The organism is Ruegeria sp. AL11 (assembly GCF_056540865.1).
The window spans coordinates 1-549 of record NZ_JBQFXO010000092.1; the positions used below are offsets into that span (position 1 = coordinate 1).

1 protein-coding gene is annotated in these 549 nt (G+C 54.6%); it reads left to right on the forward strand.

Annotation, left to right across the window (positions count from 1 at the left end; genetic code table 11):
- The coding region (locus tag ACR0IP_RS23455) for an AMP-binding protein (RefSeq protein WP_480528203.1) at positions 1 to 549 on the forward strand (549 nt) is incomplete at both ends.

A 549-nucleotide genomic window follows, 5' to 3' on the forward strand; every position in this document is an offset into this window, starting at 1 on the left:
TCAGCTTTTTTCTGGCCCCAATGACAAAGCCGAAACCCTGACCTGGTCTGAACTTCTGGGCAAGGTCAATCAGGCGGCAAACCTGTTTCGTTCGCTGGGTGTGGGTGAAAAAGACGTGGTGGCCTATGTGCTGCCAAACTGTAACGAAACACTGATTACCATGATGGGCGGTGCAGTTGCGGGCATTGTGAACCCGATCAATCCGCTGCTGGAGCCCGAGCAGATTGCGGCGATCCTGCGTGAGACAGGCGCCAAAGTGGTTGTTACGCTAAAGTCTTTCCCGAAAACGGATGTTGCCCAGAAGGTGGAAGAGGCGGTGCGCCACGCGCCCAAGGTCAACACCATTCTGGAAATTGACCTGAACCGGTACCTGACGCCACCCAAATCGTGGCTGGTTCCCTTCCTGCGCCCCAAGATGGGCGAAAAGGAAAAACTGGCACATGCGGACTACAAGAGTTTCAACAAGGAACTTGCCAAGCAACCAACGACGCTGACATTCGAGGACAGCAAGGATGATCGCGTTGCTTGTTTCTTCCACACCGGTGGGAC